Source organism: Haloplanus vescus, assembly GCF_900107665.1.
Lineage (GTDB): Archaea > Halobacteriota > Halobacteria > Halobacteriales > Haloferacaceae > Haloplanus > Haloplanus vescus.
Map to the genome: position 1 here is coordinate 387,495 of NZ_FNQT01000001.1, position 17,066 is coordinate 404,560.

A 17,066-nucleotide genomic window follows, 5' to 3' on the forward strand; every position below is an offset into this window, starting at 1 on the left:
AATCGGCTACGAAAAGTCCGTCTCCCCTTAGATGCCCGCCTCGAAGTCTTCGAGGGCGTAGCTGGGTTCGGCGCCGCGGCGGTCGAGCGTCTCGTTGGCCAAGAGCCAGTAGACGACCGACAGCGCGCGTCGGCCCTTGTTGTTCGTCGGGATGACGAGGTCGACGTTGCTGAGCTGGTTGTTCGAGTCGCACATGGCGATGACGGGGATGCCGACCGTGATGGCCTCCTTGACCGCCTGCGAGTCGCCGATGGGGTCAGTCACGACCAGCACGTCCGGTTCGATGTAGCCATCGTAGTCCGGGTTGGTCAGCGTGCCGGGGATGAAGCGACCGGTGCGAGCGCGGGCGCCGATGGCTTCCGCGAACTTCTCGGCCGGGAAGCGGCCGTACTGGCGCGAGGAGGTCACGAGGACCTGCTCGGGCGAGTAGTTCGCGAGGAAGTCCGCGGCGGTGCGGATGCGCTGGTCGGTCTGGCTCACGTCCAGCACGTACAGGCCGTCGTCACGGACGCGGTGGATGAACCGGCCCATGTCGTCGGTCTTCTGCTGGGTCCCGATGTGGACACCGGCGCCCAGGTAATCCTCGACGGGGATGAGAAGGTCGGCCTCGTCGTCGGGCATGACGTTCTCGTCGAACGGCGAGCCTGGCTCCTCCTCGGCCTCCACGTCGTCAGTCTCTGCCTCGGCCGCCTCGTCGGCTGCCTCGGCGGTCGGTTCCTCCGCGGTCTCGGCGGGGGCGTCCTCGTCGGCCGCCTCCTCGCCGTCCGGGGTCTCGAGTTCGTTATCGTTGTCTGTCATACAGCGTCCTCCGCGATGCGGATGAGTTCGTTGAGTTTGGCAGTTCGCTCGCCGCCGACCGTCCCCGTCTTGATGAACGGGGCGTTGGTCGCCACGGCGAGGTGTGCAATCGTCGCGTCCTCGGTTTCACCCGAGCGATGCGAGACGACGGCGTCCAGCCCGTTTCGGGTCGCGAGCTCCACCGCGTCGACGGCGTCGGAGAGCGTCCCGATCTGGTTGGGCTTGACGAGGATGGCGTTGCCTGCCCCCTCGTCGATGCCGCGTTGCAGGCGCTCGACGTTGGTGACGAACAGGTCGTCACCGCAGAGCACCGTCCGGTCGCCAACCCGTTCCGTCAGGTCGGCGAAGCCGTCGAAGTCGTTCTCCTCGACGGGGTCCTCGACGTACGCGAGGTCGTACTCATCGACGAGGTCGGCCATGTAGTCGACCTGTTCCGCCGGCGTCCGCTCCACGTCGCCGTAGCGGTACACCTCGTCCTCGGGGTCGTACAGTTCCGAGGCGGCCACGTCGAGACCGACGCCGATGTCGAAGCCCACGTCGTCGGCCACGTCTTCCGTCGCCTGCGCGACGATTTCGAACGCCGTGGCGTCGTCGACGGCGGGCGCCCACGCGCCTTCGTCGCCCTTGCCGGCGGGAACGCCCCGCTCGTCGAGCAGTTCGCCGATGCGCTCGTGGACGGCGGCGTTGGCGAAGACGGCTTCGGAGACGCTCGGCGCACCGATTGGCGCGGCGAGGAACTCCTGAATGTGGGTCGCTTCCTTGGCGTGTTCACCGCCCCCGACGACGTTCCCGAGCGGAACCGGGAAACTGTCGCCGCGGAAGGTGCCGCCGAGGTGCTGGAACAGCGGCGCACCCAGCACGTCGGCACCGGCTTTCGCCGCCGCCATGGAGATGGCGACGGCGCTGTTGGCGCCGATGATCGAGAAGTCGTCGGTGCCGTCCGAACCGTGCAGAGCGGCGTCGACGTCGCGCTGGTTGCCCGCGTGTACTTCGCCGACCAGTCGGGGGACGGCGTGCTGGCGGGCGGCGGCGATAGCCTCGCCCGTCGGCAGTTCGATAGCCTCGTACTCGCCGGTCGAGGCACCGCTCGGTGCGGCCGCGCGGCCGAAGCCACCCGACTCGGTCAACACGTCGGCCTCGACGGTCGGGTTCCCCCGCGAGTCGAGAATCCGACGCAGACTCACCGAGCGAATCAGCGTCATTTGCCCTCCCGCCTCACCGTGAAGGGGAGCACGCCGGCGTCGTACTCCTCGGCCGCGACGAGAATCGGCTCGCTCTGGTCAGTCTCGACGAGGACGGGGGCCCCGTACGACACCTGCAGGGCTCGCGCCCCGAGGATGCGTGCCTTCTCGTAGCGATTGTAGCGTCCCTGACTCATTGGTAGGGGGAGACTACGTCGACCAGGTCCTTGTGCGAGACGAACATCCGTCGACAGCAGTGCCGGGTCACGTCCAGGTCGTCGAGCACCTCTTCGGGGTCCTCGCCGTCATCGAGTCGAGCCTGGTACTCCTCCCAGTGCTCGCCGATGACTTTCCCGCACGTGAAACACCGGACTGGGATCATCATGGGTGAATCACCTTAGCGGTAGGACTTCTGGTAGCGGGCCCGCGCACCGGGACCGCCCCACTTCTTGGGTTCGGACTGCCGGACGTCGTTGACCAGCAGCGACCGGTCGAACTCCATGAACGCATCGCGGAGTTCGGCATCGTTGTTGTGCTGCACCAACCCGCGGGCGATGGCCGTTCGGACGGCGTCTGCCTGTCCGGCGAAGCCGCCACCGGAGACGTCGACGTCGATGTCGACCGTCTCGCGGAGGTCGTCGCCGGCGATGCGGAACGGCTCCAGCATCTTCAGCTTCGACAGCTCCGGTTCGACCAGCTCGACGGGCTGAGAGTTGATTCGAACGCGACCCTCGCCCTCACGCACGGTGGCGCGGGCGACGGCCGTCTTCTTCTTGCCGCTCGTGTTAGTTACCATGTGACGTTCGCACCCAGTTCTTTGGAGACGTCTCCGAGGGAGACGAAGTTGATGTTCGAGAGTCGGTCCAGCGACGTACCCTCGAGGACCTCGGCGTCCTCATCGAAGGGGTTGCCGACGTAGACACGGACGTTCTCGAACGCCTCGCGTCCGCGCGGCTTCTTGTACGGGACCATGCCGCGGACGGCCCGCTTGAAGATGCGGTCCGGCCGCTTGGGGTAGTACGGCCCACTGTCGGAGCCCAGATTCGCACGCTTGCGGTAGGTCTCCATCGTGGATTCTGCGTTACCCGTGATGACTGCGTCCTCGGCGTTGATGATAGCCACGCGCTCACCGTCGAGCGCGGACTGGGCCACTTCGCTCGCGACCCGGCCCATGATACAGTCGCGGGCGTCTACGACGACGTCGGCGTCGAACTCTGCAAGACTCATCGAATCACCCGCACGTTGGAACCTTCGGGGTTGCGTTCGGCGACCTGTTCGAGCTGCTCGGCGTCACCGACCTGTTCGATCTTCGTCCGCGCCGTCGACGAGAAGTCGACAGCGGCGACGGTAACTTCTTTTTCGAGCACACCACTGCCCAGCACCTTGCCGGGCACGACGACGGTCTCGTCTTCTCGGGCGTATCGTTCGATCTGCCCGAGGTTGACCTCTGCGTGGGTGCGCCGTGGCTTCTCCAGGCGGTCTGCGACGTCTTGCCAAACACCGGCACCAGACTCGCGCGCAACCGCCTTCAACTCGGCGATGAGACTATTGAGTCTCGGATTCGTTTTACTCATTGTCTTCCTCCAGAAAGGAGTGCAGGGAGCAGGATTTGAACCTGCGGACCCCTATGGGACAGCGCCCTGAACGCTGCGCCGTTGGCCTGACTTGGCTATCCCTGCACGCATAGCGCAGTATCGGTCGCCCCTTCAAACCACTTTCGGTCCCCGCTCCGAATCGGGTGGAGCGAACGCCGTCGCTCGCGGTCGATGCGAGCGACGATGGGATGGTGTGTCGGGGCATTGGGGTCCTAAACTGCGACTTTGGTTTCCAGTTCCGCCGCGCGGTCGCCGATGGACTCGACGGCGCGCGTGACCAGTTCCTCGACGCTGAACGACCCGTCCGTCTCCACGTGGAAGACGAACGCGTCGGACACGTCATGAATCTCCAGTTCCTTGCCGGGGTATCGGTTGGTGAGGTCGTGGTCGAACTCGCTCGTTGCGACGAGTTCGCCGTCCTCGGTCTCGATGACCCCGCGAAGGATGTTCGGTTCCTGTTCGTCGAACTCGCCAGCGTCGTCGACGACTTCGACGTGCTGCAGGTGACGGTAGCCGACGGCCACGCCGCCCTGATGTTTGGCGTGGTCGCGGCCACGGTCCAGCACGGCGTCGGCCTCGAGTTCGATCCGCTGTTGCTCTTTGAGTTCGATGATGGGGATGTTGTCGTCCGCCGGTTTGACGAAGTCGTCGGACGTCTCGATGTCGCCCGAGTACGCCGTCGCCGGCCCCTCGACGTCAAGCGCCAGCGTCACTTCGTCGCCCACCTCGAAGTCGTCGAGGGGGGTCGTCAGTGGCACCAGCCCCAGTCGAAGGCCGATCATCTCGTCGAACATGACCGAGGAGTTCTCCACGAACCGAACGGTGTCAATGGAGAACGTCGGGACGTCGGCGACCATCGCCCGGCGAATGCCGTTGGCGAAGGCCGGCGTCACACCCCGGACTAGGAACCGGGCGTTCCGGTCGTCGCGTTCGATGAACTCGACTTCGAAGTCGGCTACCATAATGTTAGAGGCGGCTGTTTTTGGGTGCTCGCGTGCCGTCGTGCGGAATCGGGGTCACGTCCTCGATGCGACCGATTTCCAGGCCGGCACGAGCGAGCGCGCGGATGGTTGCCTGCGCGCCGGGCCCGGGGGACTTGTTGCCGTTGCCACCGGGACCGCGGACGCGAACGTGAACGCCTTCGACGCCCGCGGCGATGGCTTCCTCGGCGACGACTTCGGCCATCTGCATCGCGGCGTACGGGGACGCCTCGTCTCGGTTCTGCTTCACGACCGTCCCGCCGCTCGACTTCGCGAGGGTTTCGGCACCCGTCTGGTCCGTGATGGTGATCAGGGTGTTGTTGAACGACGCGTGGACGTGGGCGATGCCCCACTTGCTCTCTTGTTCTTCAGCACTCATTCTTGACCCTCCGCGCGTTCGGGGTGGAGGTCGTCCGCGAGCGGACTCGTCTCGTCGAACTCGATAGCGCTCTGCTCGTCGGCCTCGACTTTCTTCGAGGGCGTCTGCACGCGTGCGCCCTCGACCGTGATGTGGCCGTGACTGACGAACTGACGAGCCTGCTGGGGCGTGTGTGCCAGCCCCTTCCGGTAGACGACCGTCTGCAGGCGTCGTTCGAGCAGGTCCGTCACTTCGAGCGAGAGGACGTCACTGATGTCGTCCTCACCGCCGAGGATGCCGAGTCGCTGGAGTCGAGCGACGAACTCGGCGCCAGCGTCGGCGGCTTCCTCGACGTTACCCTGTGCGTCGCCCAGCAGTCGTCGCGCCTCGCGGCGCATCTCTCGCAGTTCGGACTGGGCTCGCCAGAGTTCTTCTTTGTTCTTCAGGCCGTAGCGTCCGAGGAGGTCGGCCTCCTCGGCGATGCGCTCGCCCTGGTAGGGGTGATTCGGCGTCTCGTAGAACTTGGTGTTCTTGCCGGTGCTCATTGATTACTCCTCCTCGCCCGCTTCCTCTTCGGCCATGTCTTCCTTGATGGCCTCGACGTTGACGCCGATGGTGCCTTCGGTGCGGCCGGTGGACTTCGTCCGCTGGCCGCGCACCTTCTGTCCGCGCTTGTGTCGGACGCCACGGTAGGAATCAATCATCTTCATGCGATTGATGTCCTGCGTGCGCGTCTGACTGAGGTTGGAGCCGACGATGTGGTCGCTCTCGCCGGTGTAGAAGTCGTTACGCCGATTGACCATCCACTCGGGGACTTCGTCGGCGAAGTTCTCCACTGCCTCGACTACGCGGTCGATTTCGTCGTCGTCGAGTCGGCCAAACGTGGCGGTTCGGTCCACGTCAGCCGAGTCGGCGACGATGCGCGCCGTGCGCTTGCCGATGCCGTTCATGTCGGTGAGGCTCCGCTCGACAGCCTTCGTGCCGTCGAGGTCGGTCTGTCCGATTCGGACGAAGTACCGAAGGTCTTCGTCGTCCTCGGGGGAGCCGTCCTGTGGTTCTTCTGCACTCATGGATATGGGGTGCCAGCGTTGCGGCGGGGATTCGAACCCCGGAGGCTTGACGCCACAGAGTTAGCAACCCTGCGCCTTGGGCCAGGCTTGGCTACCGCAACACCTGCGTTCTGTATTGTCGCCCTTGCGGACTCGGGGCCGAACGCCCCTGCAGCATGCATTCGAATCAACCCGGGGCCAGTACTTAAACATCACGAAAGGGCGAGCCGCATGTGGTCGCCTCACAGCGTCGGTGAGAAGAGTCCCGCGTCGCACGCGGGCGAACAGATTACGCGGTCGGTGCGCCGATGTACTTCTCGTTGATCTCCCACTCGCCGTCGTCGTTCTGGACCATGTACTCGCCGTAGTAGGGCACGCGGTTGGCGACGGTCTCTTTGAACGTCTCGCGAATCTCGTCGCGCGTCATGTCGCCCATCGAGCGCAGGTCGTCGTTGCGGTTGAGACAACCCTTCAGGTAGCCCTCGTGGGTGACTCGGACCCGGTGGCAGTTGGCACAGAACGTCGGGTTCTCGACGGGGTCGACGATTTCGACCATCCCGCCGTTGACCCAGTAGCGCTTGCGGTCGTGCATCTCGCGGTGCTCGATTTCGTCGGACACGTCCGCAAGCCAGTCGTGAACGCGCCCGATGTCGATGTTCCACTCGGGCTTGCCGGTCAGTTCGGGCATGTACTCGATGAGCTGGAGCTGGAGCCCATCGTTCTCGGCGACGTGGTTGACCATCCCCTCGACGTAGCCGGCGGTGTGCTCGAAGACGACCATGTTGAGTTTCACCGGGTCGAGGCCAGCGTCGAGTGCCGCCTCGACGCCCTCCATCACCTTGTCGTACGCTCCGGATTTCGTTATCTCGGCGAACTCCTCGGGGTCGAGGGCGTCCTGCGAGACGTTGACGCGTTCGAGACCGGCGTCCACGAGGTCCTGCGCCCGACCGGGGAGATAGGTACCGTTCGTCGTCATCGACACCTCCATCGAGTCCGGCGTCCGGCGGATTATCTCCTCCAAGTCGTCGCGGAGCATCGGCTCCCCGCCGGTGAATTTCACGCTGTCGACGTCGAACTCCGCCGCGACCTCCAGAAAGCGAACAATCTCGTCCGCCGACATCTCGTCGTCTTGTGCCTCCATCGGCCCGCGAGTGTCACCGAGTCCCTCGTTGTGACAGTAGACACAGTCGAAGTTACAGCGGTCGGTGAGCGACACCCGCACGCCAGTCACCTCTCGACCGAAATCGTCCTCCAGCATTCTACTTCCTCCTTCGTCCCAAGAGGCTTAAATTCGCGCCATCCGGACCCGGTTGCGTAACTGTATTCGATTACTATCGGCGTCGTCTCGTTCGTTGCCGGAGTTTCGCTCACGGGGTGTGACAAAACTCTTATCCGCGCCTCACGCCCACGCTGCGGCATGGACGAAGCCGACGTGCGGGAGAAACTCCGCCGGGTCGAGGACCCGGACCTCGGCGACGACATCGTGTCGCTCGGCCTGGTCAACGCCATCGCCGTCGAGGACGGTGTCGCGAAGGTGTCGCTCGCACTCGGGGCCCCCTACGCTCCCACCGAGCGGGATATCGCCACGCGGGTCCGGGAGGTCCTCGGCGAGGCCGGCATCGACGTGGAACTCACGGCGAAACAACCCGCCTCGCTGCGCGACGAGGACGTGCTTCCCGGCGTGAAAAACATCATCGCCGTCGCCTCGGGCAAGGGCGGCGTCGGGAAATCCACCGTCGCCGTCAACATCGCCGCCGGCCTCTCGAAGCTCGGCGCCCGCGTCGGCCTGTTCGACACCGACGTCTACGGTCCGAACGTCCCCCAGATGCTCGGCTCCGAGGAGTCACCGACGACCACCGAGGACGACACCATCATCCCCCCGGAGCGGTACGGCGTGCGCCACATCAGCATGGCCTACCTCGTCGGCGAGGACGACCCCGTGATTTGGCGGGGGCCGATGGTGCATCAGGTGCTCACCCAGCTCGTCGACGACGTGGAGTGGGGTGACCTCGACTACCTCGTCCTCGACCTGCCGCCGGGGACGGGCGACACCCAACTCACCATCCTCCAGACGCTCCCGCTGACCGGCGCGGTCATCGTCACGACGCCCGAGGAAGTGGCCATCGACGACGCGCGGAAGGGCGTCGAGATGTTCGGCCGCCACGACACGAACGTCCTCGGCCTCGTCGAGAACATGAGTTCGTTCGTCTGCCCGGACTGTGGCGGCCAACACGACGTGTTCGGCTCCGGCGGGGGGCAGGCGCTCGCCGAAACGACCGACATCCCCTACCTCGGTGGCATCCCCCTCGACCCGGCGATTCGAACCGATGGCGACCCGATAGTGTTGAAAGACGACGACCAGACGGCCGACGCCTTCCGCGTCGTCACCGAGGAGGTGGCCAACAACGTCGGCGTCATCAACCGACGGCGCGCCTCGGAAACGTGACGCTGTCAGTCCGCTTTTGTGGGCGGAGGGCGAGGTGAGAGCGTGGACCCAGCACAGGAATCTCCCGAGAACCCGTTCGGTATGGACGCCGACTGTCAGAACTGCGCGGACCTCTGTGAGACCCGCACGAACGTCGTCCACGGCTACGGCGACGCAGGCGCGGAGTTCCTGTTCGTCGGCGGGCAACCCAGTCCCGGCGCCGACCGGACCGGCATCCCCTTCACCGGCGACGATACCGGGCGCCGACTCCAGTACATCCTCGGCGAGTTGGGCTTCTCGAACTCGTCGCCCGACGCCGACCGGCCGGAACTCGACAACGCCTATCTGACGTATCTCACCCGGTGTCACCACCCCGAGCGCGGCCCGACCGACGCGGAGATAACCACCTGCGACCCCTATCTCACCGCCGACCTCCGGATGATAAACCCGGAGATAATCGTCCCCATCGGGACGACGGCGCTCCGCGGCGTGGCCGTCGAACACACGACACGCGACCCCGAAACGCTCGACGCCGACGACCTGCACGCGACGACGGTTCGGGGCCGTGGCTTCGAACTCGTGCCGATGAAATCTCTGGACGACCAGACCGACGCCGACACCGAGGCGTTCGTCGAGCATCTCGCCGAGTCGGTGCTCGGCCGGGACTACCGACAGACGAAGGGTCGAAGCGGCGCCCACGACTGAGCCGTCCGCGCGGACCGGCGCGTTCAAGGGCGCGCCGCCACGAGCGAGTGACATGACTACTATCGCCGTGCTGGCAGCCCCGCCGCGGCCGGGCCTCGTCGCGACAGACCTCGCGGCGACGAGTCCGCTGAGCGAGTCTCAAGCTGCTGCGTGGTACGAGGCCGTCTTGAAAGACATCGCCGTCGCCGTCGAGCGGTCGGGCGGCGACCTCCTCGTCAACTACCGCCCCGACGACCTCCTGCCGGACGACCACGTCACGGAGACGACCTCTGAAGCGGCGGTGCGGGCCGTCGTGGCGTCCGCCCTCGACGACATCGACGACGTGCGCTTCGAGCCACAGGTAGGGTCGACGGTCGACGCCCGCGCCGGCAACACCGTCACCCACCTCCTCCGCGAGGAGGGTGTCAACTCCGCGGCCGTCGTCGACCCGACCATCCCCTTCCTCACGCGACCGGTCATCGACAACGCGGCGATGAAACTCCGGCGCTCGAACGTGGTGCTGGGTACGTCGACCCGCGGCCGCGTGTACTACGCGGGCTTCACCGACCCCATCGACTTCGACGGCGCCTTCGCCGACCCGGCGCTGGAGACGCTAACCGCTCGCGGCCGCGACGCCGGCGGCGAAATCGACTTCCTCCCGATTCACCCCGTCGTGGAGACGGGTGCGGACCTGCTCGACGCCCTCCCGATTCTGAAGGCGCGCATCGACGCCGAGCGCGCCGTCCCCGTTCACACGGCCACCGTCGTCGACGAACTCGGCCTGCGCGTCGCCCGCGACGGCGACGAGCCACGACTGGTCGTCGACTAGGCCCGGGCTTCTTGGGGCCGAGACGCTTCCTTCGCGGTAGATGCTGGACCGTCGAACCTACCTCCAGAGCGCGGCGCTCACGCTCGCCGCCCCCGCGGGTGTCGACTATCTCGCCGCGATGGGCGACCGACGCTGGACGGCCGTCGAGACGCCGACGAGTCGAACCCTCGAAGCGGCGGTGCAGACGCCGGTCGGCGCGTTCGCCGCGGGGAGCAACGGTATCCTCCTCGAACGGACGAGCGACGGGTGGACGGTCCGGCGACGGAACGGTCCCAGCGGGAACGGCAACGACCTCCACGCGGTGGACGTGGACGACGACGGGACGCAGATCTGGATGGCCGGGGCCAGCGGTGCGCTCGGCGCGTACGACGTGTACGCGGCCGAACTCACCGACCACACGGCGCCGGACGACGTGACGGACACCCTCACGGCCCTGTCGGTCACCGGGTCGGGCGACGAGGCGACCGTCTACCTCGGTGACGCCTCGGGCAACGTCCACGTCTCCCGCGACGGCGGGGCGTCCTGGACGCACCTGACGCCCGGGTCGGGCGCGACGATTCACGGCCTCGACACCGACGACGAGACACACGCCGCCCTCGTCGACGGAACCGGGTCGGTCTTCGAGACGACCACGGGGACCGAGTGGGAGCGCGCCGGACTCGACGCCGAGAGCCACCTCGAAGCGGTCGCCGTCGAGGACGAGGTGACTGTCGTCGGCTCGAAGGTCCACGAGCGGACCGACGACGGCTGGCGGACCGTGGACGTGACGGACGCGGCGCTGACCGACGTGGCTATCTGCGCCTGTGGCGGCGTCCACGCCGTCGGCGTCGACGGCGATGTCGTCCACCGCCCCGGCGAGAAACAGGACGAACCCGGAGCGTGGCGAGTGTCGTCACCGACGGAGGCCACGCTTCACGGCGTCACCGTCGGTCATCCACACGTCGCCGTCGGCGCGTCGGGGACGATACTGGAACGCTGACCGTCGACTTACAGGCCGGGGTCGCTGAACCGGCCCTCTTGCTCGTAGATGTTGACGAGCTCCTCGATGAACTCCTCGATGGATTCGTCTTCTGCTCGGTGTTCGTCGAGTCGGTCCGCAAGGTCGTCGCTGAGTTCGACGGTCCGTGACATGGGTTGACTGTGGACGGCCGGACGTTAAAATCCCGGCCCTCATCGCGGGAGGCCGACGGGAACGATAGCTTCAACAGCGTCGGGCGTTTGCGTACGACCGACTCCGGTGGCGTTGGTCGCCCGCCGGGCGATTCGCGTGTGGTGGGATGGCAGAGCGGCCTATTGCGCCTGCCTTGAAAGCAGGTAGCCTCACGGCTTCCTGGGTTCGAATCCCAGTCCCACCGCTTCTCCGCGAACACTAGTGAGCGGAGAGCGACCGCTGTGGTTCGAATCAGGGAGTGACGCGAACGGACGTGAGCGAAACGACCGTGGTTCGAATCCCAGTCCCACCGCATATTCCTACAGTTAACTGTATAGCAATTGGTGGTGATTCATAGTTCACTCTCGCGGCGCTTACACACAAATATATATTATTTTATTATATGATATGACTTCGTGACTTGCTGAAGCGGAGCTTAATAAATCACCCGTCAAAGTACAATAGCGATGGAGGACAGCCTATGGGCTATTGCTAAAATACTGTTGCGAGATGCCATCCCTATGGAATCTTTAACAAAATCCTGGAATTCTCTCTCTGAAAAAGATTGGATCATATTTTTCCGAATGATTGGACAGGTAGGATTTATCATTCAGACAGGTTGTGCCTCGGTTATTGCTGTCGTATTTGTTCTAAGAAACGTTGTCACTGCGCCAAATTTGCTATCTGGTCTGATCAGACTAATATCTCAATCAATAATACTAGCTGCCGTAATTCTGGTAGCGACCTGGTTGATTTCCCAGCCTATAGATGAACTAACAGGTGAAAAAGCACCAAGAACGGAACTTGGTTCATTTAGCGCATTCAAATTATATACTTCCGGATTGCTGTGGGTTGCTCTCTCCCTATTCTGGAGATATAGTATATTTCAGTTAGAGATTCCGCTTGTCAAGGATAATTTTGCACAGACAGTTGGCTATCTGATTGGCATAGTGATTTCAGACGGATTATATTTTGGCGGTTTAATGGTTGGACTTGGAATTATCTCGCAAGTCTATTTGATTCAATCTCGTAATTGAATGCGGAATTACGCCCTGGGCTAACCCGTCGGCAAATTATATTGTGTGCTTATCTTCTGTTACTTAGGAAACCCACACATTCCCTGTAATTGTCTCCCGCTAGTGCCACGGTACCACCCACCTGAAGAACCATTATATACCTGTAGAGCCAAGAATTGCGTATGTCGACACAGCAGCCGTCGGCGACCGAAGCGCACCAGTGCGGGTGTGGTGAGACGTTCGACTCCACCGAGGAACTCCTCGACCACGCACGCACGGTACACCACTTCTCTCCGCTGTAGCGGCCGGATTGCTGGACACCCGTAACGGCTTTGGGCCGTGCGACCAACTCCCGGACATGGACTGGCCACACGACCCGGACGGCGAGGAGGGGAGCGAAGGCCGACGCAAGTACGGCCACGCCGTCATCGCCAAGAAAATCGACGAAGAGGAGGACTTCCCCCTCGACGTCGCTGCGTTCGTCGACGAACACGGTGACGAACCCGTTCGAATCGACTTCGAGACGGTCGTCTCGGTTCGGGACGTCTTCGAAGGCGTCGACGGCGACGAGTTCGAGGACTTCGTCACCCTCCATCAGGCACTCGGCGAGGCGATGCGCGAACAGGGCTACTGGTTCTACGAGGGCGCGGACGCGTCCGTCGGCGGCGCCTGAACACGTCGGAACTGACTTGCCGCGCGTCGCCGTACGGCCGCCGTGGTCACCGTCGAATCCGCGACGCCGGCCGACGCCGACGCCGTCGCCGACCTCTGGGTCGAACTCGCCCGCGACCAGCGACGCCACGGGTCACACCTCCGGGCGGACGCGAACCGCGACACAGTTCGACGGTCGCTGGCCGAACACGCTGCCGACGGGGGACTGCTCGTCGCTCGCGACGACGGCCTCGTCGGGTTCGTCTGCTTCAGAATCGAGCGCGGGCCGCTAGTCCAAGACTGCACCCGCGGCGTCGTCCGCGACCTGTACGTTCGGGCGGGGCGACGCGGCGAGCGCGTGGGAACGCAGTTGCTCGACGCCGCCGAGGCAGCACTCGACGACCGCGGTGTCGACACGGTGGCGGTGGAGGCACTCGCGCCCAACGAGGACGCGGTCCGTTTCTACGAACGGCAGGGCTACCGGCCGCATCGAATCGAATTCGAGCGCGAGGTCGAAAACGATAAACGCCCGCACGGGGACCGATAACCTGCCGTCGCGCCAGGGGAGCATGGGCGGTTCATGCACTCGACTTGTAATCGAGACTTCGTGGGTTCAAATCCCACCCCTGGCTTCGAACGAACGGTTCAAAGCCATTCTCGCAGGACCTCTATCGAATCTTTCACTCTCCCACAGCGTTGCGACTCCGTTTTCGACGTGGACCCGTCGAATCAGGGTCACCAGTATCTGGGGGAGACTGGAATACGCAGCCGAAAACCATGGGCAATGGCCCATGGTGGGCAGCTGGACAGGAGTCGCACAGCTGAAGCGGACGGGGAGGTGGGAACCCCTGCCAGTCTCGGGGAGGACAGCAGGGGCAACTGGACAGAGGAACGGGTCCAAGATATTGCCATCGAAGACTACAACGCGAATTGCAGTTTCCGGGACGGCGCGACCGCTGAAAGGTGTGCGCTCGATATCGCGAGCATATCGAGGCGGTCGGTCGGCCGTCCGACTCGATCCGGTCCCGCTACCGCTTCACCGACACGACTTCGAACCCCTCGTCGGTCCGCTGGACGTACAACAGGACGGCGTCGGGACCGGGGTCGGTCACGTCGTCGACGGCGGGTGCACACCCCGCCATCCCGACTTCGTTGAAGCCACAGGTGCCACAGACGGCCTCGTCGGCTATCGGTTCGTACGTCGCGCCGCGGTCGGTCGCCGGGAGATAGCCCGCGTCGTCGATGCTCGTCCCACAGAGCGAACAGGTGAGCGACTCGGGTGACGGCTGGAGTTCCGTTGCCACGGCGCTCACCTCCGCGGGCGCCGAGCGCGTTGGGATGTGTAGTCGACGCCGAGACGAGTAGTGTGAACCATGTGCCGTGGTATCGCACACGACACGTTAAGCGTGGGGACCGCGGGAAATCTGGCCAGCGGCGTCAGTCGGAGTCGATATCGACGCAAGTCGAGTCGTCCACGTCGAGTGCGTCTGCGTCGAGGACGTCCACGGAGTCGCCGGCCCGGTCACGGAGTCTGTCGAGGGCCGCGCGAACGTCGATGGACTCGCTCCCGAGGACGGCGAAGCCGACGAAGATGGTGACGAAGCCACCGACCGCGAGTTGGGAGACGACTTCGCCGAGCAACGCCCACCCGCCAAGCGCGGCGACGACGGGGACGGCGTAGAACACGAGGTTCGCGCGAATCGCGCCGGCCGCGTCGAGCAAGCCGAAGTACGCGATGTAGGCGACGGCGCCCGCGAGCAGGCCCACGTACGCGAGTGCGAGGATTGCCTCGGTGTTCCACGTGATGGTGCGTGCGGACTCGCCAGCCGTCCAACTGAGGAAGTGACAGAGGACGGCGGCGAAGGGCAGGCCCCACGCGGTGCGGGCAGTGCTGGAGAGCGACCCGCCGGCCCAGCGGATGAGGACGCTCCCCAGCGCACCGGCGACGGCGCCCGCGAGCAGGATGGCCTTCCCGACGCCGAGGTCGAGGAGCATCGCGGGGTCGGGATTGACCACGAGCGCCACGCCCACGAATCCGAGCGCCATGCCCGCGAGGCCGCGTCGCGAGAGGCGCTCGTCCGCCAGCACGAGTGCGGCGAAGACGGGCGTCAGAATCGGGTTGAGGCTGAAGACGATGGCGGCGACAGCGCTCGTCGTGTGCGTCTGCCCCACGAACAGGAGGGCGTTCGTCAGGCCGATGGCGAGGACGCCCGTCGCCAACACGCCAGCCACGTCCCGCGGCGTGCGCGGAAGGAGTTCGCCACGCGGCGTCGTCGCCGCGGCGTACGCGAGGAGGGCGACGGCCGCGATATCGAACCGAAGGGCGACGAAGAGCAGCGGCGGGAAGTAGTCGAGCCCAGCCTTCACCGCGACGAACGTCCCCCCGAAGAGGACGCTGGCGACGACGAACGCGCCGAGCGACCGGCGGTCTGCCGTCGTCACTCCGCACCCTCCCGACCGTCGCGTTCGCGCGTCGATACCGAATCCGAAATCCACAGAGAGCCGTGCATATCTACACGTACGAGCTGCCGACGTATAGTTTAATTCGTAAAAATTTTCACGGCAAGAAAGGCTCGCACTCCCCGTGTCGGTACACACGGCGTGAAATAGTTTCACGGGGCGAAAACGGTTTGCCGGCTCGGAGAGCAGAGGTGGTATGGAGTCGGCACTGGCGGACATCGAGTTCCTCGCGCTCTCGCCCAATCGCGTGTCGGTGCTCCGATTGCTCGCCGAGGAGCGTCACACGCGACGGGACCTCGCGGTGACGACCGGCGCTTCACAGGCCACGCTCGGTCGTATCCTCCGCGATTTCGAGGAGCGGTCGTGGATAGAGCGGGTCGACGGCGCCTACGTCGCCACCGCGACTGGCGAACTCGTCGCCGACGCTTTTCTGGATTTGCTGTCGGTCGTCGAGACGGAACACGACCTGCGGCCCATCGTCGAGTATCTCCCGACGGCGGCGCTGGGGTTCGACCTTCGACGCCTCGGCGATGCGACCATCACCGTCCCAAGCGGGACGAAACCCAACGCGCCCATTCGGCGCGTCCTCGACCTCTTGCGGGAATCGTCGTCGGTCCGCGTGTTCTCCCACGCCTTCAACGAGGGGAGTCTCGACGTCATCGAGCGCCGCGTCACCGACGGCGAGATGACCTTCGAGGGCGTCTTCTCGCGCGACGCCATCGACGCCGTGGCCGACGACGAGGGCCTGCGCAGCCGCCTGACATCACTACTCGACGCCCCCGAGGCGAGCCTCCGCGTTCGCGACGACGACATCCCCGTGGCGACGACTGTCGCCGACGACGTGGTCCACCTACTGTTGCGAGACGTGAACGGCGTCCTGCAGGCCTCCGTCGACACCGACGACCGAGCCGTGAGCGACTGGGCCCACGACACCTTCGAGACGTACTGGGACGCGGCGTCGCCACTCGACGCCGCGGACATTCGCGAGTGAGCGACGCTACGGCCCGGAGCGAGCCCGCAGGTAGTTCACCAGCCGACCACCACAGGTCGGACAGGTCATCCGGAACGGCCCCGCTTCCAGTTCTCGGTCACAGCCCGGGCAGACGTAACGTGCCATCACACAGACAGTATTGTGCGCGTTCAATTAAGTATTTCCGTGGTATAAGTTTACGAACGCGCTATTTTTTCACTATTTAGTGACGTTCCACCGTATCGGTGCCCGAGCGAAAACACTTAGCACGCGCCCGGCGGAGGGTCGACCATGACCCAGTTGCGGTCCTGTTATTTCTGTGGCGCCGTCGGTGACTCGTTACAGGAGTACGATGTCGTGCCCGACCGACTGGCGTCGGCCGACGAGTCGCGGTCGGCGGTGCTCTGTTCGACCTGTCAGGAGAAGCTCCGGCGCGTCCTGGAACCCGTCCTCGACGCCGCGGAAGAACCTCCCTCACCCGACGACACCGTCGACGCACTCGACGAAGTGACCTTCGAGTCCGGTGAAACGAGCGAGACCGAGTCGGAGACGCGACCGGACGAGTCCGAGGACGCGGGAGAATCAAGCGACGAACGGCCGGACGAAAGCGCCGATGCCGACGAGAGCGACGCGACGCCCGAAGCGAGTGCAGACGGCGACGAGAAGAGGACGAAGACAGATTTCGACGCGAGCGAGAACACGGAGACCGACGACGACCTCCCGGAGGACTACTACCGGGTGCTCCGACTGCTCCAGAACCGCGAATTCCCCATGGAGCGTGCCGACCTGACGGCCATCGTGACGGGCGCCTACGACGTGACGGGGCCACAGTGTGAGCGCATCCTCGAGACGGCCGTGGAGCGCGGCGTCTTGGTCGAAGACGGGACGGCGGTCGACCTCGGTCGGAACTGATAGGTTCT

The 17,066-nt window shown here is 64.8% G+C and carries 24 protein-coding genes and 4 tRNA genes; 11 read left to right on the forward strand and 17 right to left on the reverse strand.

Annotated elements, in window-relative coordinates; translation table 11 throughout:
• Nucleotides 1-27: 27 nt before the first annotated feature.
• The 14 genes from rpsB to moaA all read right to left on the reverse strand — a co-directional run bounded on the left by rpsB (nucleotide 28) and on the right by moaA (nucleotide 7,219).
• A complete protein-coding gene (gene rpsB / locus BLU18_RS02055; protein ID WP_092630709.1) occupies nucleotides 28-798 on the reverse strand; it encodes a 30S ribosomal protein S2 in 771 nt (256 codons plus the stop codon).
• Nucleotides 795-2,000: a phosphopyruvate hydratase gene (eno, locus tag BLU18_RS02060; protein WP_092630712.1), complete on the reverse strand. Its 1,206-nt coding sequence runs from the start codon at nucleotides 1,998-2,000 to the stop codon at nucleotides 795-797. Before eno ends, rpsB begins: the two co-directional genes overlap by 4 nt.
• Entirely contained in the window at nucleotides 1,997-2,176 is a 180-nt protein-coding gene (locus tag BLU18_RS02065; RefSeq protein ID WP_092630716.1) for a DNA-directed RNA polymerase subunit K, read from the reverse strand. The genes eno and BLU18_RS02065 overlap by 4 nt, the downstream gene beginning before the upstream one ends.
• Complete coding sequence (locus tag BLU18_RS02070) at nucleotides 2,173-2,364, reverse strand: DNA-directed RNA polymerase subunit N (RefSeq protein WP_092630719.1); 192 nt, start codon at nucleotides 2,362-2,364, stop codon at nucleotides 2,173-2,175. The genes BLU18_RS02065 and BLU18_RS02070 overlap by 4 nt, the downstream gene beginning before the upstream one ends.
• Nucleotides 2,365-2,376: 12 nt before the next feature.
• Complete coding sequence (locus BLU18_RS02075; protein ID WP_092630722.1) at nucleotides 2,377-2,775, reverse strand: 30S ribosomal protein S9; 399 nt, start codon at nucleotides 2,773-2,775, stop codon at nucleotides 2,377-2,379.
• Entirely contained in the window at nucleotides 2,769-3,206 is a 438-nt protein-coding gene (locus tag BLU18_RS02080) for a 50S ribosomal protein L13 (RefSeq protein WP_092630725.1), read from the reverse strand. Before BLU18_RS02080 ends, BLU18_RS02075 begins: the two co-directional genes overlap by 7 nt.
• Nucleotides 3,203-3,553: a 50S ribosomal protein L18e gene (locus BLU18_RS02085; RefSeq protein WP_092630728.1), complete on the reverse strand. Its 351-nt coding sequence runs from the start codon at nucleotides 3,551-3,553 to the stop codon at nucleotides 3,203-3,205. Before BLU18_RS02085 ends, BLU18_RS02080 begins: the two co-directional genes overlap by 4 nt.
• Before the next feature lie 20 nt (nucleotides 3,554-3,573).
• Nucleotides 3,574-3,658: transfer RNA gene (locus BLU18_RS02090), tRNA-Leu, on the reverse strand.
• Between the two features lie 128 nt (nucleotides 3,659-3,786).
• Nucleotides 3,787-4,536 carry a DNA-directed RNA polymerase subunit D gene (locus tag BLU18_RS02095; RefSeq protein ID WP_092630731.1) on the reverse strand — a complete coding sequence of 250 codons (750 nt, stop codon included), beginning with the start codon at nucleotides 4,534-4,536 and terminating at the stop codon, nucleotides 3,787-3,789.
• Between the two features lie 4 nt (nucleotides 4,537-4,540).
• On the reverse strand, nucleotides 4,541-4,933 hold the full coding sequence (locus BLU18_RS02100; RefSeq protein ID WP_092630734.1) for a 30S ribosomal protein S11: 393 nt from the start codon (nucleotides 4,931-4,933) through the stop codon (nucleotides 4,541-4,543).
• Nucleotides 4,930-5,457, reverse strand: coding sequence for a 30S ribosomal protein S4 (locus tag BLU18_RS02105; RefSeq protein ID WP_092630738.1), 528 nt, complete (start codon nucleotides 5,455-5,457; stop codon nucleotides 4,930-4,932). The genes BLU18_RS02100 and BLU18_RS02105 overlap by 4 nt, the downstream gene beginning before the upstream one ends.
• 3 nt (nucleotides 5,458-5,460) lie before the next feature.
• On the reverse strand, nucleotides 5,461-5,982 hold the full coding sequence (locus BLU18_RS02110) for a 30S ribosomal protein S13 (RefSeq protein ID WP_092630741.1): 522 nt from the start codon (nucleotides 5,980-5,982) through the stop codon (nucleotides 5,461-5,463).
• A gap of 16 nt (nucleotides 5,983-5,998) precedes the next feature.
• A tRNA-Ser gene (locus tag BLU18_RS02115) sits at nucleotides 5,999-6,083 on the reverse strand.
• Between the two features lie 167 nt (nucleotides 6,084-6,250).
• A complete protein-coding gene (moaA, locus tag BLU18_RS02120; protein WP_092630744.1) occupies nucleotides 6,251-7,219 on the reverse strand; it encodes a GTP 3',8-cyclase MoaA in 969 nt (322 codons plus the stop codon).
• 159 nt (nucleotides 7,220-7,378) lie between these two features.
• On the opposite strand from moaA, the gene BLU18_RS02125 reads away from it, so the two are divergent.
• Genes BLU18_RS02125 through BLU18_RS02140 form a run of 4 tightly spaced genes read left to right on the forward strand, consistent with a single transcriptional unit; the run spans nucleotide 7,379 to nucleotide 10,878 of the window.
• Nucleotides 7,379-8,407 carry an Mrp/NBP35 family ATP-binding protein gene (locus BLU18_RS02125; RefSeq protein WP_092630747.1) on the forward strand — a complete coding sequence of 343 codons (1,029 nt, stop codon included), beginning with the start codon at nucleotides 7,379-7,381 and terminating at the stop codon, nucleotides 8,405-8,407.
• Between the two features lie 42 nt (nucleotides 8,408-8,449).
• Entirely contained in the window at nucleotides 8,450-9,091 is a 642-nt protein-coding gene (locus tag BLU18_RS02130) for a uracil-DNA glycosylase (protein WP_394327313.1), read from the forward strand.
• 52 nt (nucleotides 9,092-9,143) lie between these two features.
• Nucleotides 9,144-9,899: a hypothetical protein gene (locus BLU18_RS02135; protein WP_092630750.1), complete on the forward strand. Its 756-nt coding sequence runs from the start codon at nucleotides 9,144-9,146 to the stop codon at nucleotides 9,897-9,899.
• Between the two features lie 40 nt (nucleotides 9,900-9,939).
• Nucleotides 9,940-10,878 (forward strand): WD40/YVTN/BNR-like repeat-containing protein, encoded by a 939-nt coding sequence (locus tag BLU18_RS02140; protein WP_092630753.1) that lies wholly within the window; start codon nucleotides 9,940-9,942, stop codon nucleotides 10,876-10,878.
• 8 nt (nucleotides 10,879-10,886) lie between these two features.
• On the opposite strand, the gene BLU18_RS14695 is transcribed toward BLU18_RS02140, so the two are convergent.
• On the reverse strand, nucleotides 10,887-11,030 hold the full coding sequence (locus BLU18_RS14695) for a DUF7557 family protein (RefSeq protein ID WP_176791160.1): 144 nt from the start codon (nucleotides 11,028-11,030) through the stop codon (nucleotides 10,887-10,889).
• A 140-nt stretch (nucleotides 11,031-11,170) separates the two neighbouring features.
• Between BLU18_RS14695 and BLU18_RS02145 the strand changes: the two genes are divergently transcribed.
• From BLU18_RS02145 to BLU18_RS02160, 5 genes are all read left to right on the forward strand, one after another.
• Nucleotides 11,171-11,254 (forward strand) — tRNA-Ser (locus BLU18_RS02145).
• A 262-nt stretch (nucleotides 11,255-11,516) separates the two neighbouring features.
• Nucleotides 11,517-12,086, forward strand: a complete 570-nt coding sequence (locus BLU18_RS14470) for a hypothetical protein (protein WP_143025214.1) — start codon at nucleotides 11,517-11,519, stop codon at nucleotides 12,084-12,086.
• A gap of 337 nt (nucleotides 12,087-12,423) precedes the next feature.
• Entirely contained in the window at nucleotides 12,424-12,738 is a 315-nt protein-coding gene (locus tag BLU18_RS02150; RefSeq protein ID WP_092630756.1) for a DUF5785 family protein, read from the forward strand.
• A gap of 42 nt (nucleotides 12,739-12,780) precedes the next feature.
• Nucleotides 12,781-13,263: a GNAT family N-acetyltransferase gene (locus BLU18_RS02155; RefSeq protein ID WP_092630759.1), complete on the forward strand. Its 483-nt coding sequence runs from the start codon at nucleotides 12,781-12,783 to the stop codon at nucleotides 13,261-13,263.
• 11 nt (nucleotides 13,264-13,274) lie between these two features.
• A tRNA-Thr gene (locus tag BLU18_RS02160) sits at nucleotides 13,275-13,348 on the forward strand.
• A 396-nt stretch (nucleotides 13,349-13,744) separates the two neighbouring features.
• Here BLU18_RS02160 and BLU18_RS02165 read toward each other — a convergent pair.
• Both BLU18_RS02165 and BLU18_RS02170 read right to left on the reverse strand, forming a co-directional pair.
• Nucleotides 13,745-14,020 (reverse strand): hypothetical protein, encoded by a 276-nt coding sequence (locus BLU18_RS02165; protein ID WP_092633577.1) that lies wholly within the window; start codon nucleotides 14,018-14,020, stop codon nucleotides 13,745-13,747.
• 133 nt (nucleotides 14,021-14,153) lie between these two features.
• The gene (locus tag BLU18_RS02170; protein WP_245697854.1) at nucleotides 14,154-15,158 is read right to left on the reverse strand and encodes a DMT family transporter; all 1,005 of its coding nucleotides are present in this window, start codon (nucleotides 15,156-15,158) and stop codon (nucleotides 14,154-14,156) included.
• A 214-nt stretch (nucleotides 15,159-15,372) separates the two neighbouring features.
• Between BLU18_RS02170 and BLU18_RS02175 the strand changes: the two genes are divergently transcribed.
• Entirely contained in the window at nucleotides 15,373-16,167 is a 795-nt protein-coding gene (locus BLU18_RS02175) for a helix-turn-helix transcriptional regulator (protein ID WP_092630765.1), read from the forward strand.
• A gap of 270 nt (nucleotides 16,168-16,437) precedes the next feature.
• Nucleotides 16,438-17,058 carry a hypothetical protein gene (locus BLU18_RS02180; protein WP_092630768.1) on the forward strand — a complete coding sequence of 207 codons (621 nt, stop codon included), beginning with the start codon at nucleotides 16,438-16,440 and terminating at the stop codon, nucleotides 17,056-17,058.
• Nucleotides 17,059-17,066: the final 8 nt, after the last annotated feature.

Bases quoted from the DNA above. Each gene is read 5' to 3' on its own strand.
- rpsB (WP_092630709.1), bottom strand. From the start codon at position 798: ATGACAGACAACGATAACGAACTCGAGACCCCGGACGGCGAGGAGGCG.
- eno (WP_092630712.1), bottom strand. From the start codon at position 2,000: ATGACGCTGATTCGCTCGGTGAGTCTGCGTCGGATTCTCGACTCGCGG.
- BLU18_RS02065 (WP_092630716.1), bottom strand. From the start codon at position 2,176: ATGAGTCAGGGACGCTACAATCGCTACGAGAAGGCACGCATCCTCGGG.
- BLU18_RS02070 (WP_092630719.1), bottom strand. From the start codon at position 2,364: ATGATGATCCCAGTCCGGTGTTTCACGTGCGGGAAAGTCATCGGCGAG.
- BLU18_RS02075 (WP_092630722.1), bottom strand. From the start codon at position 2,775: ATGGTAACTAACACGAGCGGCAAGAAGAAGACGGCCGTCGCCCGCGCC.
- BLU18_RS02080 (WP_092630725.1), bottom strand. From the start codon at position 3,206: ATGAGTCTTGCAGAGTTCGACGCCGACGTCGTCGTAGACGCCCGCGAC.
- BLU18_RS02085 (WP_092630728.1), bottom strand. From the start codon at position 3,553: ATGAGTAAAACGAATCCGAGACTCAATAGTCTCATCGCCGAGTTGAAG.
- BLU18_RS02095 (WP_092630731.1), bottom strand. From the start codon at position 4,536: ATGGTAGCCGACTTCGAAGTCGAGTTCATCGAACGCGACGACCGGAAC.
- BLU18_RS02100 (WP_092630734.1), bottom strand. From the start codon at position 4,933: ATGAGTGCTGAAGAACAAGAGAGCAAGTGGGGCATCGCCCACGTCCAC.
- BLU18_RS02105 (WP_092630738.1), bottom strand. From the start codon at position 5,457: ATGAGCACCGGCAAGAACACCAAGTTCTACGAGACGCCGAATCACCCC.
- BLU18_RS02110 (WP_092630741.1), bottom strand. From the start codon at position 5,982: ATGAGTGCAGAAGAACCACAGGACGGCTCCCCCGAGGACGACGAAGAC.
- moaA (WP_092630744.1), bottom strand. From the start codon at position 7,219: ATGCTGGAGGACGATTTCGGTCGAGAGGTGACTGGCGTGCGGGTGTCG.
- BLU18_RS02125 (WP_092630747.1), top strand. From the start codon at position 7,379: ATGGACGAAGCCGACGTGCGGGAGAAACTCCGCCGGGTCGAGGACCCG.
- BLU18_RS02135 (WP_092630750.1), top strand. From the start codon at position 9,144: ATGACTACTATCGCCGTGCTGGCAGCCCCGCCGCGGCCGGGCCTCGTC.
- BLU18_RS02140 (WP_092630753.1), top strand. From the start codon at position 9,940: ATGCTGGACCGTCGAACCTACCTCCAGAGCGCGGCGCTCACGCTCGCC.
- BLU18_RS14695 (WP_176791160.1), bottom strand. From the start codon at position 11,030: ATGTCACGGACCGTCGAACTCAGCGACGACCTTGCGGACCGACTCGAC.
- BLU18_RS14470 (WP_143025214.1), top strand. From the start codon at position 11,517: ATGGAGGACAGCCTATGGGCTATTGCTAAAATACTGTTGCGAGATGCC.
- BLU18_RS02150 (WP_092630756.1), top strand. From the start codon at position 12,424: ATGGACTGGCCACACGACCCGGACGGCGAGGAGGGGAGCGAAGGCCGA.
- BLU18_RS02175 (WP_092630765.1), top strand. From the start codon at position 15,373: ATGGAGTCGGCACTGGCGGACATCGAGTTCCTCGCGCTCTCGCCCAAT.
- BLU18_RS02180 (WP_092630768.1), top strand. From the start codon at position 16,438: ATGACCCAGTTGCGGTCCTGTTATTTCTGTGGCGCCGTCGGTGACTCG.